Below are 16,222 nucleotides of genomic sequence, written 5' to 3'. Positions count from 1 at the left end.
AGCTCTACTAATAAGTTGCGCTTATAGTGCCATCTTGGTTTTCATATAAGATATCATCCATGGTCATAGTACAGTTTATTCTTTATGAGTAAGAGCGATAAGAGTTTTTTTGTTTTGCTATCTTATACAAATAGCCTTTAATATTGCCAAATAAGTCTTTGTTATATCCTTTGTATTATACATACGAATCAATTTATCATTTTTATATCTACCTTGACTAGTAATTTAGGTCTATAAATAGTTATATTTTAAGTATATTACATCAAATATTTAAAAATTCAGCCCTAGTTTGTAGAGCTTCCATTTTTTCTATTGTTTTGGCTATCTCATTTATTTGCTTTTTCTCCAAGTCTCCCCATAGCTTTAGGTGTTTATCAAGCAAAGCCCATTTTATAGCAAAAAATGTGTTCCATGCAAAGCCTATCCAGGCTGTATAGTTTGCATTTAAAATATTTTTTGTAACATAACACTTGCCAGCATTAACACTGGTTAATGTGCCGTATGATAATGCTAAAATCATTCTAAATTTAGGGTTTAATTTTGATGGCAATGTATCTATAAAAGCATCTTGAAAACTCATATTATACAGATTCATTTGTTTAACAATATAGAATACTCTCAATAATATTTCCATAATTGTTACAGGTATACTAACTGTTGTAAATTGTCTAAAATCATAACCATTAACATACATATATTCTATTGTTTTACCAATATTAATACTGCCTACATTTACATTATTAAACATACTCAAAAGCCCCATAAATGGTGCAGGTAATCCCATACCCCTATTGCCCGAAGAAGATGGAGCATTTACATCTGATAATAGATGACCTAGCATTTTACTTAGGTTGTCCAAAATACTTCCATCAACAGGCAAAACAGTTGTATCATAAGACGTAATAGTTCCTCTATCAGCTATTGTAATCTTACCTCTCATCATATCTAAAATACCAAAAAATAAACCCAAAATGGGGTCATGAGACAGTGATTTTAGTCTATGGTTCATGGGATTAATTAGTTTATTTGGAGCACTTATTATTTTTTCTATCGTTGATACATCTGCAGAGCCTATTTTATTTATTTCCGATAGTTGTTTACTTATATCGGGCGGTAGGAAATTATTAAATGCATCTTGCACAAAACCATTAAAAATACCATTTACTCTTTGTGTGTATTTAGTTGTCGGAGAGAGCGGAGCAGAAACACATAATATGTCAAGCATTGCCACAAAAAGACCACAACTACCAGCAATTGCATAATCCCAGCCATCAAGTCCATATTTAAGGTTAAAATTTTCAATATGATTGGTGATAATAAAATTTATTTCTTGTCTGTCCTTGATGCTTAAAATATCTTCGAAAGTTACATTGTATTTATATTTGTTTCTAGCCTCTTCATAGATATTGTGTATACTAGTCTCGTTCAAAGCTGTCATTTTAGTAGTTTTTTGTAAAATTTGATTTCTGGATCTTTTATATTCTTCAGTTTCAGTTATATTACATCCAACATGTTGCTCGGCTATCTTTAAAAGTCTAGTTTTAACATCATCAATTGAGCTTTTTATTTCTGTATGGGAATCCTGGATTTGTTCTGATCTATTTTGTAAAAGTTTGATGCCCTTAAGCTCATTTTCGTATTCATTTTGTTTTTTTGACACAAAATATCCTTTTGTATTTTTTAAAAAACAAAACCAAACTTTTTAGAGTTTGGCACTGTAGTTTATTTTATCTTTTTTAGCGTTTGTTTCTATTATATCAAGCATGGCTTTAATGCTAACCAATTCTTCTTTGAAGTATTCAGCATTTTGCATTAATCTTTCTTGAATTGAATATAGTTTTTTAATCGCAGTGGCAACAGCTACAGCTATTTTTGCATTTTTTCTCTTTTTGGCAATTGCATATCCAATGACTCCAAGAGCTGCAACAGGGGCGGCTAGGACAGCCACTCCAGCGACCATTCCACCACCGACAACAGAACCAGCAGCAGCTAAGCCGGAAGTAATGCCAGATGCAGAATATCCAGCAACACCAATAGTGCCGAGAGTTGCCCATGATCCAGCAGCTCCAATCCCAGAGCCTAAAAGAGCAGACACACCCTCAGTCATAGTTGGTGCGTCACTATGAAGCATTTTCATGGCTTCTTCAACTTCTTTTTGAGTTTTTTCTTTTTCTTGTTTTATTTCTTCTTGTGTCATATTTGTATCCCCATTTTCAATTTTGTTTAGTATTTGTTATTATAGCATAAAACTTTACATGTTATTATTTACTATCTATTATTTAATTAATTTATAAGTTAATTTTTTTAACTCATCAATTATTAATCTTTTAATCAATGATGTTTAGCTTCTACTAGCGATTTATTAATAGTGTTATAAATATATTGTACGTAACTATCTAAGAAAACGTAAAATTAGTGTATGTTTTTTATTTTTTTAAATGCAAAAAATAATACAATTAAAATTATTTTAAAAATATTCTATCATTTTTTGGACTATTTGTTTGTGATATCACATTTTGTGTTCTGATAATTCTACCGTTTGATATTTATCTTTGTAAAGATAACTTACTAATTTTACAATAGTATCATATTTGTATATGTGCTTAACAGTTTTATGTAGGTAGTTACTATCATCATTGTTGCCATGTTTTATTTTAGTAACAACTTTCTAAGTCATTAAATATACTATTGTTATAATGATTGCCACATGGGTGTTTTTGTAGCTTTATCAAAATTTTTCATAGTTATTTTTTATATCTTTCTTGCAATACAAATCAACTCCACTTATATATTCTTGGATGATTTTGCATATTTATGGTAAAAAATAAAATACATTATAAGTATTCCTGGTTTTTAGTGTATCAACAAATATGCAATTACCTATAGCTATTATTTGTTATTTTTATTGTATCTAAAGTCAATGGTTTAATCGTCTCTTTATTTAAATATATTTTTTTAGAGACTAGTAAAATCAATTTTATCTATCAAATTTAATCTAATTTTCGAGTTTTTGTTTGGCTCCATATTTTCTTATCCCATAATAAATAATATTGACATGTCTCTCTGTATGCGCATCTTTGAGATTATATTATGTATATATCATTTTGATTTAGGTGGCATTGTATAATAGTTCTCTTGTTTTTATAGAAATCATAGTTTTTTAGTTAAGGTAACTATTCATTACTTTATTAGATAATTTTTGCATCTAATATATAATTATTTTCATAATTCGCTTCCATATTTTAATCTTAAAGAAAAAATAATATTGTTTTGCATAAAATAATATATGCTAATAGAGTTATGATACACATTTATGGCATATTTTTACAATCAAAACTACTAAACCATAAAGACATTAAACAAACGATGAGATACGCAAAGCTAACTAAAGATAACGGCTTAAATGAAGTTTTAAAAATCTTTGATGAAATTTAACAAATTTAAAAGTTAGCTTTTGTATAATAGCTTTTATTCAAGGCTTTAAATATAAAATAATCTAATTAATAAAATCTTATTTTAGGGCTTTGATAAGCTATAAAGGGGTAAAAATGCAAAACACTATAACAATACAAGCAAATCAAAGCTTTTTAAATGAAGCTATAAAACTACTTGAAAAACTAGCAAGAGAACAAAACCAAAAAATAGACATTAAAAGTAATTTTGATGATGATTTACCAACTTTAAGCGATGATGAAATTTATAAAGAAGTTTTAAAACGCAGTAAAGAAATTCATAACAAAACTGCTGAACTTTTAAGCAACGATGAAGTAAAAAGAAATATTTACAACTTTATAAAAGGCTTTTAATGATTATTTATTCAAGCCGTTTTTATAAAGAGTTAGAAATATAACTTCTTTTATCTAAAAGACAGCTAACAAAAAGCTTTAAAATTTAGTGATGAGCTATTTTAAAAATTGAAAATATTCCAAACCACCCATTATCTTATCCAAAGCATAAAGACAATGAATTTATAAGAAAATTGATTTATAAAAAATATGTGATACCTTTTGAAATTTTAAAAGATGATATAAATGCTTAAAAAACAATCTTTGGATCAAACAAAAAACTTTAATTTTAGGGCTTGAAAATGCAAACTATAACATTGCGCGCTGATAAAAACACAATAGATAAATTATTAGAATTTGTAAGTGCTAATAATCTAAATATTAAAATAGATAAGCAAGACAATATTAAAGATGAGGTATTAGATACAATCGAACAATTAAAAAAAGGCACGATGAAAACTTATACTTTTGATAATAGCTTAAAAAGAACAGATGAGTTATTAAAAAGTTTAAAGACTTAAACTATTTTAATCGTTTTTTCTGTTAGATTTCAGATAGAAATAGAAAGCATTGTTAAATTCATCATAAAAGATAGCTTCAACAAGAGTTTATAGCTTTAGAGATGATTTACACTCGAAAAAATATATCTATCTATTGACAAACTACTCACGGCATTTACAAAAATCAGTTAAATTTGACAATAAGGCATAAGAGATTTTATCTTTAGGGTCTATAAAAATACAAAAATTAAATTATGGCTATACATAGGCTACATTCAGTTTATTTTATAAGTTTGAAGTATAAATTTAAGGGGTTTTGAGATGTAAAAAGTAGCTTAATGGTGCGGATGAAAGGACTTGAACCTTCACGCCGTGAGGCACCAGATCCTAAGTCTGGCGTGTCTGCCAATTTCACCACATCCGCACTAGCTATAAATGGTACGCCCTAAAGGATTCGAACCTTTGGCCTACGCCTTAGAAGGGCGTTGCTCTATCCAGCTGAGCTAAGGACGCATAAAATATTATTAACAATGGTACGCTCGAAAGGACTCGAACCTTCAACCTACAGATCCGAAGTCTGTTGCTCTATCCAGTTGAGCTACGAACGCAACAAACATTCTTTAAATGGGGTGAGTGATGGGAATCGAACCCACGACCCTCAGGACCACAATCTGATGCTCTAACCAACTGAGCTACACTCACCATCTGTAAATGGTCGGGGCGAAAGGATTCGAACCTTCGGCCCTCTGGTCCCAAACCAGATGCGCTACCAGACTGCGCTACGCCCCGTAACTTAAAAGTAAAGGAGAATTATACAAGATTTTTTTATAAATGTCAAGAAAAATCAAATTTTATCTTTATTTCTCGCATAAAATGTATTTTTACAAAATTTTTATCAAAAAATTTAAGATATGAGCATGATTGTACCTTAAATTTCACTAATTTTTATCGATGAAATTTTACAATATAATGCTAAGGGATTATATTGTAAAACTAGAGTATTGTATAAAACTTTTAATATTTATTTTAAAAGCTTTTACTAAAGAATAAATTTTTAAAAACTTAACCAAGTTAAAAAGCTTGGTTAAGTATAATTATTTCAAATTTCTAAATGGATTTATTGATGAGGTTGGAATAATAGTTGCATTTGATTCAAGCATCTGCTTTGTTTTATTATCTTCTACTTTAAACCCACCACCTAAAGCCTTAAATACTTCAACAACGCTATTTGAAACTTCTAAATTTGAAGCTGCATATTCAAGTCTAGCTGATAAATATCCTCTTTGGGCATCTAGCAATTCTAAGTTATCACTATAGCCAGTTTTAAATCTTTCATTTGCAATGTTATAAAGTTTTTCTTGTGAGTTTAGTAAATTTGCCATATCAGTTTGTTTTGAAATTGCGTTTTCTCTACCAACAAGGGCATTTCTAACTTCTCCAAAGGCTTCTTTCAAAGTTTTATCATAATTTATAAAGCTTGCATTTTGTTCTAAATTTGCTATTTCAACTCTTTTTGCGCTTCTTCCAAAATCAAGTAAGGGACCGACTAAAGATCCTCCAGCACTCCAGCTATTGGCATTTTCTATAAATAATCTATCAAATTCCATACTTGTGTATCCAAACATTCCAGTTAATGAAAAACTTGGAAAATAATTAGCTCTTGCTACGCCTACTAAGAAGTTTGTTGCCTTTAGTCTTTCTAAACTTGCAGCAACATCAGCTCTTCTTAATAATAAATCTGAAGGAACTCCGTTTGGAACTTCTGGTGGGATTGGTTGATGAATTTTATCTGTAATTATATCTTTATATAAAATATCATCATAACTTTTGCCTGTTAAAATAGCAAGTGCTGTGTTTGTATTTGAAAGTTCATTTATAACATTTGTTAGTTTTACTTTAGCACTATCAACTTGAGTTTTAGCCTGATAAAGCGTGATTGAACTTATTGCTCCAACACTAAATTGATTTTGTCTAAATTTAAATGTATCTTCATAGCTTTTTAATGTATCTCTTAAAACGCTTTCTTGCTCTTTTAAAAATAGTAGTTTAAAATAACTATTTGCAACATTGCTTGCGATGCTTAATCTTGCTGTTTCATAGTCATATTTTGTGGCTTTAAAAAGGGAATTTTTAGCTTTTACACTATTTCTTACTTTTCCCCAAAGATCAAGCTCATAGTTTAAAACAGCACTTGCACTATATGAAGCATAAGAGTTTAAATCACCACTTGGAGCACCTCTTGAGGCTTTTCCTTGGTAATTTACATTTGGCAAATACTCTATTTTACTAAGTCCTAAATTTGTTCTTGCTGTTTCTATATTATTCAAAGCAAGTGCTAAATCAGAATTATACTTTAATGCACTATCGATAAGATCGTCTAAAACAGGGTCATTAAACTCTTTCCACCAAAAAGAATTTATATTTGCTTCATCGTAAGTTGAAGTGTAACTTGTGTCTTTAAGTGGAGTAACTGGCTTAAAAGAACACCCTGCTAAACAAAACAATACCAAAGGAGTAAGAAGTAATTTTTTATTAAACATTTTTTACCTTTCTATTTTGCTTGTCATCTTTGCCAAAAGTTTTACCTAGCCAAATATTAAAATTTTCAATCATATAATAAAACATAGGAATAAAGAAAATTGCTATTGTTGAGGCTGCTATCATTCCACCTACAACACCTGTTCCAATAGAGTGTCTTGATGCTGCACCAGCTCCTGTGCTAAATACCATTGGTAAAACTCCTAATGCAAATGCTAGTGATGTCATTACAATTGGTCTAAATCTAAGCTTTGCAGCTTGAATACTTGCTTCAAAAAGATTTTTTCCTTCTTTTTCGTGAGCTTCCATCGCAAATTCTATAATTAAAATAGCATTTTTTGCACCAAGGCCAATTAAGAGTAAAAGCCCTATTTGGAAATATATATCATTGCTTAAGCCTCTTGCCCATGTTGTAAGCAAAGCTCCAAATACTGAAAAAGGAACCGCAGTTAAAACTGCCACTGGCATAAGCCATCTTTCGTATTGTGCAGCCAAAATTAGATAAACAAAAATTAGTCCAAAGATAAATGCTATCATTCCAGTTCCAGCTGAATGAACCTCTTGATATGCTGTTCCTGACCATCCAAGAATATAATCATTATCAGGAAAAACTTCTTTAAATACTTCAGAAATAGCTTTTATTGCTTGACCAGAGGTGTATCCAGGAGCTGGTTCACCCATAACTTTAGCTGCTGGATAAGCGTTAAATCTATCAACATTATCAGGCCCAAGGCTCCTTTCAAGTTTAGCAAGCGAATTTACCGGTATCATGTCGCCTGTTGTATGGCTTTTTACAAATATATTTCTAAATGCAGCTTCTGAGTCTCTAAAATTGGATTTAGCTCTAATATTAACTTTAAATGTTTTTCCAAGCATATTAAAATCATTTACATAATAACTTCCTATGGTTGAATTAATTGTGGCAAACAACTCATTTATGCTTACCCCATATGCTTTAATCTTATCTTTGTCTAATGTTAAATTATATTGTGGGAAATTTGTATCAAGACTAGTTCTTACTAAAAACAGATCTCCTCGTTTGTTTGCAGCAGCAATAACTTTTTTCATGTCTTCTTGCATTTGTGCATATGTTTTTCCAGTAGTTGTTTGTGCAAAAAGCTCAAATCCACCTGTCATTGAAAGACCTGTAATTGGCGGTGGATTTACAACAAAACTTACTCCATCTCTATTTTGTGAAAACATTTTGTTGTATTTTCCAGCAAGTGCAAATGATGACTGGCTAAGATCTTTTCTTTCATTCCAATGAGCGAGTTTGATAAACATAACAGATGCATTTTCTCTTAAAGAGTCTGATACTAAATCATATCCTGCTATAAGCGCATATAAATCAACATTTTTATCTTGTTCTACTGAATTTCCAAGTAAGTGACCATGGTCTATTGTTCTTGCGATTGAAGAAGCCGATGGTAATGTGTTCATGACTATTAAGCTTCCTTTATCTTCATTTGGAGCAAGGCCACTTGGAACTATTTTAAATAAACTTGTAATTGCAAATATCATAATTGCTACAATTATTAAAGATGGAATTATATGCTTTAGTACTTTTTGAACTCCAGCTGAGTAAATTCTTGTGCTTAGATTAAAAAATTCATTAAATTTTCTTACGAACCAAAACTGCTTGCCTCTTTCTTTTTTTAACATCAATGCACAAAGTGCAGGAGTTAAGGTCAAAGCACAAAATCCAGATATTGCGACTGCGACAACCATGGTTAAGGCAAATTGTTTTTGTATAACTCCAACAAATCCCTCCATAAAAGCAACTGGTATAAAAACAGAGCTTAAAACTAAAACAATGGAAATAATTGGTGCAACAATTTCACTCATTGCTTTATCGGTTGCTTCAATGACTGATAAATTTGACTCTTCTTCTAAAATTCTTTCAACATTTTCTATAACGATAATTGCATCATCCACAACTATACCAATTGCTAAAATCATTGCAAAAAGTGTAATCATATTAATAGAAAACCCCATTATTAAAAGTCCAGCAAAAGACCCTATAATAGATACTGGAACTGCAAGCATAGGAATGATTGTAGCCCTTATGTTTCCTAAAAATAGATACATTACTATAAAAACTAAAGCCATAGCTTCTATAAATGTTTTTACCACCTCTTTTATTGTGATTTGGACAAAAGTTGTGGTATCGTAAGGAACTTTATAAGTAAGTCCTCCTGGAAAAGACTTAGATAGCTCTTTTAGTTTTTCATTGACTGCAGTTGCTACTTCAAGAGCATTTGCATTGCTTTGGGTAAATATCAAAACAGGAGCTCCGGGATATTTTTTCATAAATCCTTCAAAAGCATAATTTTCCGCTCCAAGCGAAATTTCAGCTACATCTTTAAGCTTTAAAGAAGAGCCTATTTCATTGCTTCTTAAAATTATATTTTCAAATTCTTTTATTGATTTTAAACGACCTTCTGGTTTAACTGTATAAACATATGGATTTTCAGTAGTCATTGGCTGTTCGCCAATCTTACCTGTTGCATACTGGCTGTTTTGCTCTCTAATAGATGCGATTACTTCAGGTATTGTTATTTTATATTCTTGAAGTAAATCAGGCTTTATCCAAATTCTCATAGAGTAGTTTTTACTTCCTATTAAGACGGCATTTCCAACTCCAGGAACTCTTTTTATTTCATCAACGACATTTATGTTTATATAGTTATTTAACTTAACTATATCAGTTTTGCCTGTTGGATCATAAAATTGCACGACTTCTAAAATATTAGGATTCACCTCAGATGCATTTACACCTATTCTTTGAACTTCTTCAGGAAGAGAAGCTTGAGCGATTCTAATTCGGTTATTAACATTTACCAATGCTTCTTGTGGATCAGTTCCTACATCAAAATAAACACTTAATGACATTTCGCCTGATGAGCTTGAAGTTGATTGCATATAAATCATATTTTCAACACCGTTAATTGCCTCTTCAAGTGGAGCTGCAACAGTATCTGCAATAGTTTGGGCATCTGCACCACTATAAATTGCCTTAACTACAATTCTTGGAGGAGTTAGTTGAGGGTACTCTTCAACTGGTAAAACTCTCATAGAAATTATTCCAGCAATTACTATAATTATAGAAATTACAGATGCAAAAACTGGTCTATGGATAAAAAATTTTGAAAACATTATTTAACCTCTATTTCTTTTACGGGAACTCCAGGAGCTATTTTCATAAAATTATCAATTATAATTTTATCACCATTTGTAAGTCCTTTTGAAATAATAGCAAATTCACTTGTTTGAAAAACTATATCAACTATTTTTTTTGTAGTTGCATTTTTTTCTATAACATATACAAAAGTATTTGTTGCATCTTGTTGAACTGCAATTTGAGGTATTTTAAAACCATCTTTTTGATAAAGTCCACTCATAGCAACAGTTCCAAAACTTCCTGGTAAAAGTTTTGAGTCATTGTTATCAAATATAGCCTTTGCATCAACCGAGCCTGTTTTTTGATTTATAACTTTATCTATAAAAATAGTCTTTCCATCAAATTCCATATCTTTTACATAAAATTTGGTAAAAGTTTCTTTTTGTACCCATTCATTGTTTTTTGTTTTTGAGTTTATTCTAAGTGCATCAACATCAGCAATTGCAAATTTTGCATAAATAGGATTAAGCTTTGTAAGGCGGATTAAATTTGGATTTTGAGGTCCTACATAAGCACCCTCGTCTTGATATTTATCGCCTAAAATACCATCAAATGGTGCTATTACTTTTGTGTAGTTTAAATCAACTTCTGCATTTTTAAGCAAAGCTTCTGAGCTTTTTATAGAAGCTTCTGCACTTTTAAAATTTGCAACTGCAGTATCAAAGTCTTTTTGGCTTATTGATTTTGTTTTATTAAGTTTTATAGCTCTATTATAATCAAGCCTTGCTCTTTCAAAATTTGCTTTTGAAAGTGCTAAATTTGCTTTTGCAACCTCATAGGCAGCTTCGTATTTGTCAGGTTCAATTAAAAATAAAATATCGCCTTTTTTTACAAAATCACCTGGATTAAAGTATTGCTTTATCAAAGTTCCTGAAACTTTTGCAATAATATCAACGCTTTGATCACTTATAATTCTTGCTGGATATCTTAGTGTGATTGGCTCATCTGCCATTTTAGCTGTAAAAGTAGCTACTGGAACTGGTCCTTGAGCTCTTTTCATAGCTTCTTTGCCTTGGTTTTGTTTTTTGCTAGAATCACAACCTGTTACTAAAAGCAAACAAGAGATGATAATTAGTAGCTTTTTTTTCATATTAGTTTTCCTTTTTATAAGTTTGTGTAATTGTTATTACACTAAAATAAAATCTGATTTTATCTTTTTAGCTTTTATTTGTCAAGCTATTTATTTTAAAAATTATTAGTAAAATTAACCTAAAAATCCATATAAGAGCATTTTTATAGTTTTATCAATATGTGCTTTTTTATCTGTTTGTGTAAGCTTTACCTCTTTTGAATTTATTAGTGAACTATAAAAAAATGGTTCTTTTATAGCAAAAAGGTAGATATTTGCAAACTTGCTTATATCTTCGACGCTTAAATTTTCAGTTTTTTTACAGGATTTTAAGAAATCAATCAAATACTCATTTAAAAATTTGGAGCACTCATCGGCAAAAAGTTTGCCTATATTATGATTTTCCATATTAAAGCCTTCACTTAAAATAAGTCTATGTAGTGCTATGGATTTTGGACTTAAGATAAGTGTTAAGTAAAGCTCACTAAATTTAAATAAAAACTCTTCAATATTTAAGTTTGAACTAACGCTTATATTTTTTTCAAGATCATTTTTAAATTTAGAAATTGCTTTTAAAACAATTGCTTTAAAAAGACCTTCTTTATTTTCAAAATATTTATAAATCGTAGCAAGTGAACCACCACTTTTTTCTACTATATCGTTTAAGCTTGTATTCGCATATCCTTTTTTTAAAAAAAGATAAAGAGCATCTTCTAAAATGGTCTCATATCTATTTTTTGCTCTTTTGTTTTCTAGATTAAATTCCACTTAAAGCCTTTATTTTAGCTTATCTTCTATAACACTATTTTTTGGATAAACAAAAATAGTATCTCTTTTAACGTTTATATTTTCTTTGTTATCGGTTGCGTAAGCATTAATTACCAAAGGAATAGTTATATCAACATTGCTTTTTTCAAAAGTACCTTCATTTGCCTCTAAAGTCACAATTATTTTATCTTTTTTTCTTGCATCAATTTTTACAGGTTTTTTAGGCTTTTTAACACTTATTTTGTCATTGTTTGTTTCGAAATAAAACTCATGAGCTACTTTATCTGTATTTTCTATTAAAAATATATAGTTATTTTCAATAACAACTTGACTGTTTTCAACCTTTAAATTATAAAAGCTACTATCTCTATTGATGTTTAAAAGCATAGTTTCTCTTTTTGATCCAACTATTAAAAGTGCTATAAAAGCTATAGTTAAAGCAACCATATAAGCAACAGTTCTAAATCTTAAAATTTTAGTTTTACCATGTTTTAAAGCATGTTCGCTAGTCCATCTGACTAAAGAAGGTTTATTTTTTCTTGCCATAATACTGCTACAGGCATCAGCACACTCTAAGCAATTTATACACTCAAGTTGCATCCCTCGTCTTATGTCTATATGGGTTGGACACACTTTTACACATGCCAAACATCCAATACATTCATCGTTTTCACCAGTTGGGCGATCATTTATTTTGTTATGTTTTTCGTCATAAATTTTACCGCCTCTTTTTTCATCATAAATAACTTGAAATGTGTTTTCATCAAACATTACCGATTGAACTCTTGCGTAAGGACAGATGTAAATACAGAAATTTTCAGCTATAAAGACAATATCTGTAAAAATAAATAAAGCAATTCCTAAAACTATACCAATCATCAAAAGATGATCACTTGGATTTGCCAAATATCTAAAAAAATCTTCTGGTGGGATAAAAAACCACATAAAATTTGAAGCCATTAATAAAGTTAAACATGCCCAAATGAGTTTTGCAATTAATTTTTTTACAAACTGGCCACTTGGATTTATCTGTTTGTTTTTTATATTTTTTCTTATTTTAAGAAGTTTTGTGCAGATAAAATCTCTATAAAACGCTCTAAAGCTAGTTTGAGGGCAAGCCCATCCACACCAAATTCTACCGCCTAAAGTTGTTATAAAAAAGACCCCCAAAAACGCCATTATTAAAACAAAAGGCATTAAAAAAAGCTCTTGGGTTGAAAAAACTGAAAATAAAAGATGAAGTTCCTTTTTATCAAAACTTAGTAAGAAAAAGTGATTTCCGCCAATTCTAATAAAGGGCAATATTAAAGCAATTAGTGCAATAAAAGAAAAGACAAAATACCTTTTTTTCGTGTAGTTTGTTTGAAAATTCAACTCATTAGGCATTTTAAGCTCCTTAATAATGATAAATCTGTTTTAAATTTATAAAATTTATTTATCATTTTACTATTATTTAAGTTATAAGAAAATTAAATTTGTAAATTTAACTTTTTTTAAGTATAATTTCTGTTCAAATTTTTATGAAAGGTGGTGATTGGATTGCCTGGTATTAAAGTGCATCCAAACGAGTCTTTTGACGAAGCGTATAGAAAGTTTAAGAAGCAAACTGACAGAAACTTAATTGTTACTGAATCAAGAGCTAGAAGATTTTTTGAGCCAAATACTGAAATTCGTAAAAAACAAAAAATTTCAGCTCGCAAAAAAATGTTAAAAAGACTTTATATGCTAAGACGCTATGAATCAAGACTCTAAGCCCAAAAAACACTAGCTAGCTATTTTTCTAGCTAGTGTATAAATAATAAACTTCATTTTATAAGACTTTTAGCCTAAATTTGAGATAATATCTACTAAAATTATTCAATAAGGTTAGTAATATGCAAAAACTTTCCATTGCTGATGCGGCTTCAAAGCTTGGAGTTTCAAAAGAAGCTATTTATAATAGAATAAGAAGAAATACAATAAAAAGTTTTGAAGAAGATGGCGTGAAATATGTAATCTTAGATGAAAAACAAACTCCTTTAAGGGAAAAAGTTCAAAAAAATAGTGATTTTATAGAGTATTTAAAAAGTGAAATTGAATATTTAAAACTTAAAAATAGGGCTTTGCAAGAGGATAAAGAAAAACTTTTTAGAGAAAAAGAAGAACTTTTAATAAGTACTAAAGATGAAATAAAATCAATCTATAAAGAAAGAGATGAAAAGCTTAAATATTTTTTAACGCTTCTTGAAAAACCTTTTTTGGCAAAGGAGCCAATTGATGTTGAAGCAAGTACCGAAGCAATTGAGCTAAAAAAAGAGATTATAAAAGAAAGCCTTGCACAGACTAAAGCAAAAGATGAACTCAAAGTAGAAGATAAAAATAAAAAAGAAAAAAATAAAACTTGGGTTTCTTTAAGAGAGTTTTTAGATGCTCAAAATATGAAGAAAAAAGAGAGAAAAGAACTTAAAAAATACTTAGTTGATAATGCGTATGAAAACGAAAACATAAAAATAGAAGCTGGAATGCTCTATATAAACTTAAATTTTGATATAAATTCAATACAAAGGTAAATAAATGAAAAAGAAATTTAATAAAGTAAAAAAAATAGCGGCTTATAGTTTAGTTGGTGGTTTAGGGTTAGTTTTGGCTGGGGGACTCGCAGGTTGTGATAATGGCACTGTAAAAGAACAACAGTCTCAGCAAGGTGCGTTTGTTGTTATTGAAGAAACAGCTCCTGGAAAATATAAAATTTTAGAGGAATTTCCAAGTGCTGAGACAAGAATTATTTTAAAGCAACTCGATGGAACAGAAAAAGTTCTAACAAAAGAAGAAATGGATGCATTAATAAGAGCTGAAAACCAAAAAATAGAAAATGGAACTTCAAATTTAACCAATCCAAACGCTCAAATTAGTAGTGGCGGAATGGGACTTGGAGAAGTTTTATTAACAAGTGTTGCAGGTGCCATGATAGGAAGTTGGATAGGAAGTAAGCTTTTTAATAATCCAGCTTATCAAAATCAAAGACAAAACGCTTATAAAAATCCATCTGCTTACCAAAGAAGTGTAAATAGTTTTAATAATGCTAAAAAAACAGGTGCTTCAAGTAAAAAATCAACTGGAAAAAGTGGCTTTTTCGGTGGTGGCTCAAAGCAAAAATCAGCCGCAAGTTAAATTTTTAACAATCACAAAATAAACTTAGATCAGCAAAACAAGGAATAAAATGATATATTTAAAAAAAATTAAACCTTTAAGTGATGAATATTTAGAAAGTTTGGGCTTTTCTTGGCACACTGATGAAGATAAAACTCCATATTTAGCTGATGAGCTAGTTGAGGTTAGTCAAGATGAGGCAAATGCCTATTATGAAGCAGCAAATGAACTTTATGATATGTTTATAAATGCTGCACAGCATATAATAGATAATAATCTTTTTCATGAAGTTGGAATTCCATATAATTTAGTTGATATTATAAAAGATAGCTGGGAAAATGATGTTCATTGGCATCTTTATGGAAGATTTGACTTAGCTGGCGGGCTTGATGGAAAACCTATAAAATTAATTGAGTTTAATGCTGATACGCCAACTGCTTTGTTTGAAACAGCTATTATCCAATGGGCTATGCTAAAAGAAAATAATATGGATGAAAGTTCACAATTTAATGATGTTTTTGAAGCCTTGAAAGAGAATTTTAAACGCCTTGTAACTTTAAGTGAAGATACTTCTAAATTTGATGATTATTATGATGGTTGGAAAATATTATTTAGTAGCGTTGCTGGAAATATCGAGGATGAAATTACCACTAGATTTTTAGAACTTTGTGCAAAAGAAGCAGGCTATGAAACTGAGTTTGCCTATGTTGATGAGGTTGAGTTTAACGATGAAGAGGGCATTTTTTATAACGATGTTAACTATGAGTTTTGGTTTAAACTAATTCCTTGGGAAAATATTGCAATTGATGAGGGCGAGCTTGCAATAATTTTAAAAAATATTATAAAAAATCAAAAAGCTATTATTCTAAATCCAGCTTATACTTTACTATTTCAAACAAAAGGAATTTTAAAAATTTTATGGGATTTATACCCAAATCACCCACTTTTGCTTGAGGCTTCAAATGAGCCTTTAATAGGCAAAAAAATGGTAAGAAAACCAGTTCTAGGAAGAGAAGGTGCAAATGTTGCCATTTTTGATGAAGATGGTAAAAAAATCCTAGAAGAAAGTGGTGATTACGCAGATCAAAAACAAATTTATCAAGAGTTTTATGAGTTTAATAAAGACAAAGATGGAAATTCATATCAAGCAGGAGTATTTTTTGCTTACGAGGGATGTGCTTTAGGATATAGAAAAGGCGGGGAAATTTTAGGAAATTTTGCCAAATTTGTAGGGCATTATATAAAGGATTAA

General features: G+C 29.9%; 14 protein-coding genes and 5 tRNA genes. 7 read left to right on the top strand and 12 right to left on the bottom strand.

Going from position 1 to position 16,222, the window contains the following annotated elements; all coding sequences use genetic code 11:
* Positions 1-262: 262 nt before the first annotated feature.
* Together O6B72_RS06415 and O6B72_RS06410 are read right to left on the bottom strand one after the other, a co-directional pair.
* Entirely contained in the window at positions 263-1,660 is a 1,398-nt protein-coding gene (locus tag O6B72_RS06415; protein ID WP_269492608.1) for a hypothetical protein, read from the bottom strand.
* 42 nt (positions 1,661-1,702) lie between these two features.
* Positions 1,703-2,197, bottom strand: a complete 495-nt coding sequence (locus O6B72_RS06410) for a hypothetical protein (RefSeq protein ID WP_269492607.1) — start codon at positions 2,195-2,197, stop codon at positions 1,703-1,705.
* Between the two features lie 1,103 nt (positions 2,198-3,300).
* On the opposite strand from O6B72_RS06410, the gene O6B72_RS06405 reads away from it, so the two are divergent.
* From O6B72_RS06405 to O6B72_RS06395, 3 genes are all read left to right on the top strand, one after another.
* On the top strand, positions 3,301-3,435 hold the full coding sequence (locus tag O6B72_RS06405; RefSeq protein ID WP_269492606.1) for a hypothetical protein: 135 nt from the start codon (positions 3,301-3,303) through the stop codon (positions 3,433-3,435).
* Between the two features lie 113 nt (positions 3,436-3,548).
* Positions 3,549-3,806, top strand: a complete 258-nt coding sequence (locus tag O6B72_RS06400; RefSeq protein ID WP_269492605.1) for a hypothetical protein — start codon at positions 3,549-3,551, stop codon at positions 3,804-3,806.
* A 281-nt stretch (positions 3,807-4,087) separates the two neighbouring features.
* On the top strand, positions 4,088-4,306 hold the full coding sequence (locus tag O6B72_RS06395) for a hypothetical protein (RefSeq protein ID WP_269492604.1): 219 nt from the start codon (positions 4,088-4,090) through the stop codon (positions 4,304-4,306).
* A gap of 318 nt (positions 4,307-4,624) precedes the next feature.
* Here the strand turns inward: O6B72_RS06395 and O6B72_RS06390 are convergent.
* The 10 genes from O6B72_RS06390 to ccoG all read right to left on the bottom strand — a co-directional run bounded on the left by O6B72_RS06390 (position 4,625) and on the right by ccoG (position 13,227).
* A tRNA-Leu gene (locus O6B72_RS06390) sits at positions 4,625-4,709 on the bottom strand.
* Between the two features lie 12 nt (positions 4,710-4,721).
* Positions 4,722-4,798, bottom strand: a tRNA-Arg gene (locus tag O6B72_RS06385).
* Positions 4,799-4,816: 18 nt separating this feature from the next.
* Positions 4,817-4,893: transfer RNA gene (locus tag O6B72_RS06380), tRNA-Arg, on the bottom strand.
* Between the two features lie 17 nt (positions 4,894-4,910).
* A tRNA-His gene (locus O6B72_RS06375) sits at positions 4,911-4,987 on the bottom strand.
* A gap of 10 nt (positions 4,988-4,997) precedes the next feature.
* Positions 4,998-5,074 (bottom strand) — tRNA-Pro (locus tag O6B72_RS06370).
* Positions 5,075-5,379: 305 nt separating this feature from the next.
* A complete protein-coding gene (locus tag O6B72_RS06365; RefSeq protein ID WP_269492603.1) occupies positions 5,380-6,825 on the bottom strand; it encodes a TolC family protein in 1,446 nt (481 codons plus the stop codon).
* Positions 6,818-9,979, bottom strand: a complete 3,162-nt coding sequence (locus O6B72_RS06360; protein ID WP_269492602.1) for an efflux RND transporter permease subunit — start codon at positions 9,977-9,979, stop codon at positions 6,818-6,820. The genes O6B72_RS06365 and O6B72_RS06360 overlap by 8 nt, the downstream gene beginning before the upstream one ends.
* Entirely contained in the window at positions 9,979-11,094 is a 1,116-nt protein-coding gene (locus O6B72_RS06355; protein ID WP_269492601.1) for an efflux RND transporter periplasmic adaptor subunit, read from the bottom strand. Before O6B72_RS06355 ends, O6B72_RS06360 begins: the two co-directional genes overlap by 1 nt.
* A gap of 114 nt (positions 11,095-11,208) precedes the next feature.
* A complete protein-coding gene (locus tag O6B72_RS06350) occupies positions 11,209-11,841 on the bottom strand; it encodes a TetR/AcrR family transcriptional regulator (protein ID WP_269492600.1) in 633 nt (210 codons plus the stop codon).
* A gap of 9 nt (positions 11,842-11,850) precedes the next feature.
* Entirely contained in the window at positions 11,851-13,227 is a 1,377-nt protein-coding gene (ccoG, locus tag O6B72_RS06345) for a cytochrome c oxidase accessory protein CcoG (protein WP_269492599.1), read from the bottom strand.
* Positions 13,228-13,380: 153 nt separating this feature from the next.
* On the opposite strand from ccoG, the gene rpsU reads away from it, so the two are divergent.
* The 4 genes from rpsU (at position 13,381) to O6B72_RS06325 (ending at position 16,222) form a co-directional block, all read left to right on the top strand.
* A complete protein-coding gene (rpsU, locus tag O6B72_RS06340) occupies positions 13,381-13,593 on the top strand; it encodes a 30S ribosomal protein S21 (protein ID WP_016646473.1) in 213 nt (70 codons plus the stop codon).
* A gap of 122 nt (positions 13,594-13,715) precedes the next feature.
* Positions 13,716-14,390: a hypothetical protein gene (locus tag O6B72_RS06335; protein WP_101637138.1), complete on the top strand. Its 675-nt coding sequence runs from the start codon at positions 13,716-13,718 to the stop codon at positions 14,388-14,390.
* A 4-nt stretch (positions 14,391-14,394) separates the two neighbouring features.
* Entirely contained in the window at positions 14,395-14,991 is a 597-nt protein-coding gene (locus O6B72_RS06330; protein WP_101637137.1) for a UPF0323 family lipoprotein, read from the top strand.
* Positions 14,992-15,040: 49 nt separating this feature from the next.
* Positions 15,041-16,222, top strand: coding sequence for a glutathionylspermidine synthase family protein (locus tag O6B72_RS06325; protein ID WP_269492598.1), 1,182 nt, complete (start codon positions 15,041-15,043; stop codon positions 16,220-16,222).

Source organism: Campylobacter ureolyticus (assembly GCF_027277485.1).
Taxonomy (GTDB): Bacteria; Campylobacterota; Campylobacteria; order Campylobacterales; family Campylobacteraceae; genus Campylobacter_B; species Campylobacter_B ureolyticus_B.
This window is presented reverse-complemented; position numbering and strand designations above follow the sequence as displayed.

Excerpts from the sequence above, each read along its gene's own strand:
- O6B72_RS06410 (WP_269492607.1), bottom strand. The coding sequence starts at position 2,197 with ATGACACAAGAAGAAATAAAACAAGAAAAAGAAAAAACTCAAAAAGAA.
- O6B72_RS06405 (WP_269492606.1), top strand. The coding sequence starts at position 3,301 with ATGATACACATTTATGGCATATTTTTACAATCAAAACTACTAAACCAT.
- O6B72_RS06400 (WP_269492605.1), top strand. The coding sequence starts at position 3,549 with ATGCAAAACACTATAACAATACAAGCAAATCAAAGCTTTTTAAATGAA.
- O6B72_RS06395 (WP_269492604.1), top strand. The coding sequence starts at position 4,088 with ATGCAAACTATAACATTGCGCGCTGATAAAAACACAATAGATAAATTA.
- O6B72_RS06365 (WP_269492603.1), bottom strand. The coding sequence starts at position 6,825 with ATGTTTAATAAAAAATTACTTCTTACTCCTTTGGTATTGTTTTGTTTA.
- O6B72_RS06360 (WP_269492602.1), bottom strand. The coding sequence starts at position 9,979 with ATGTTTTCAAAATTTTTTATCCATAGACCAGTTTTTGCATCTGTAATT.
- O6B72_RS06355 (WP_269492601.1), bottom strand. The coding sequence starts at position 11,094 with ATGAAAAAAAAGCTACTAATTATCATCTCTTGTTTGCTTTTAGTAACA.
- ccoG (WP_269492599.1), bottom strand. The coding sequence starts at position 13,227 with ATGCCTAATGAGTTGAATTTTCAAACAAACTACACGAAAAAAAGGTAT.
- O6B72_RS06335 (WP_101637138.1), top strand. The coding sequence starts at position 13,716 with ATGCAAAAACTTTCCATTGCTGATGCGGCTTCAAAGCTTGGAGTTTCA.
- O6B72_RS06330 (WP_101637137.1), top strand. The coding sequence starts at position 14,395 with ATGAAAAAGAAATTTAATAAAGTAAAAAAAATAGCGGCTTATAGTTTA.
- O6B72_RS06325 (WP_269492598.1), top strand. The coding sequence starts at position 15,041 with ATGATATATTTAAAAAAAATTAAACCTTTAAGTGATGAATATTTAGAA.